At 62.7% G+C, this 1,853-nt stretch carries 2 protein-coding genes and 1 pseudogene; 2 read left to right on the plus strand and 1 reads right to left on the minus strand.

All coding sequences use genetic code 11. The features are described 5' to 3' along the window. Nucleotides 1-237 precede the first annotated feature (237 nt). Entirely contained in the window at nucleotides 238-1,023 is a 786-nt protein-coding gene (locus AC5RU7_RS20940) for an IclR family transcriptional regulator (RefSeq protein ID WP_494053867.1), read from the plus strand. A 166-nt stretch (nucleotides 1,024-1,189) separates the two neighbouring features. After that, a pseudogene (locus AC5RU7_RS20945) lies at nucleotides 1,190-1,430 on the plus strand (IS110 family transposase); the annotation flags it as partial. Nucleotides 1,431-1,590: 160 nt separating this feature from the next. Here AC5RU7_RS20945 and AC5RU7_RS20950 read toward each other — a convergent pair. After that, nucleotides 1,591-1,853: alpha/beta fold hydrolase (locus AC5RU7_RS20950; protein ID WP_494053868.1), on the minus strand; the 263-nt coding region annotated here is incomplete at its 5' end.

Here is a 1,853-nt window from a genome sequence, read left to right on the forward strand (position 1 = left end):
TCCGCGTCGCCCACAAACTCTGATGCGCATCACGCAAAGTCGTATCAATAATCTTGATCTCCCGACGACTGCCCGCCGGACGCCCCCCAAGACTCATTACCGGCGCAATCGACGGTGTCGTGCTGGTCGACATGGCTCTCCTTGTGTCAATATAGTGAAAGTGAGTTTCAAAATCTGACAAACTATGGCCGGGCCGGGGTGGCTATGTCAAGTGTTGTTTCAAGACAAACTGAACGGATGAAGCAAATGAATGCAGCGCCAACGAGCGAAGTCGAACCCCCAAAACAACGCCAGGTGATCCAATCCGTCAGCCGGGCTGCGCGCATCCTGCTGGCAGTCGCTCGATCGCGGCATGGACTGACCGCGACCGAGGTCGCAGAGATGGTCGGCCTCGCCATGCCCACGGCCTACCATCTGCTCGCAACACTCGAGGAAGAGAAATTACTGAACAAGGAGCCCGGCAAGCGCTACACCCTCGGCCTAAGCGCCATGGACATCGCCAACTCGCCCGGCCTGCGCGTACGCGTGGACCCGAAACACAGCCAGGCCCTCAGGCGACTCGCAGAGACTACTCGTGAAACGGCATATCTCACCGGGTGGTTCCGTGGGGAGATCCGCATACTCGCCACGGTCGAAGGATCCCAGGCCGTGCGTGTCGCGGGACTGGAAGTGGGATTCACTGGTGATGTGCACGCACGAGCAAGCGCCAAAGTGCTGCTCGCCTTCGCCGACGAGGAACGGCGCTCGTCGATCTTGGATAATCACGATTACACCCGATTCACGCCGAGGACGGTGAGCGACCGAGGCGAACTCGAAGCCCAGATGGCCGAGATACGGCGCACCGGAATCCTCTACGACCTTGGCGAATACCGGGAGGACGTTCGGTCCTTGAGCGCCCCGATCCGTAGCAACGGACGCGTTGTCGCTGCCTTGGCGGTGACGGTTCCATCCAGCCGTTACGAGCGGACCGAGGCCGCGCTGGTCGCGGCTCTCTTGTCAGCAGTCGCATTAGCGGAGCAGTAGGGTAGGGCGCCACGACATCAGCCCGATCGCCCTGCATCCCTCAGCCGATTCGCCTCCACAGGGACCGCCCGAGAACCGTCGGTGCGGAACCTGACGTCGCTGGACGACCTCCGAGGCCGGTTCCTTGCCGCCACAGTGCGGAACTGGTAGGCAGGTCAGAAGCGCAATGGACGCTTCCGCCACAGGGGGCCACCTGTCTTTTTGGGCCGGAACCGCACCCGGCTCCAACGAATCCGCTGGACGCGTGAAACGCTCTGTAACCAGGCCCGGCGGCCCCTACCTTCAAGGGCGCAACAGGCATCGTCGCCTTGGCTCCGTCCAGATCAAAGACGACGTACTTCGGCGCGAAATACAGAAGACTTGCTGCGCGACGTGGGCCTTTGAGGATCGGCAGGACTCACGAGCATCGATCCGTCAGCCATCGTGGTGGCCGCCACCACCTCAGCGGCGGAAGCGGGGCGTCGAGAAGGCGCTTACAAGCGGATGCTCGTGAGTTACCACCCGGCTACTCCGGGACGTTGCCCTGCACCTTGGGCCAACACCACCCAGACGAGGCTGCGGCGCGGCTCAGCGGCTGACCCGATCCAATCGCCGCGTGGCACTCGCCGTCTCAGCCGGCGTCTTGAGGAACGCGGTGATGGCTGCGAGCGTGTCCTCGGGGTACTCCATGATCATGCCGTGGCTCCCGCGCGGCAGGACCTGCAGGTGCGCGTTGGGAATCAACTCGGCCATCTCGACTGACTGCCAGGGCGGCGTCAGCACATCCTCGGCACCGGAGAGCACGAGCACTCGATTACGAACCGTCGGGAGTTCCGAACGCGAATCGTAGA

Source organism: Arthrobacter sp. K410C, from assembly GCF_059090105.1.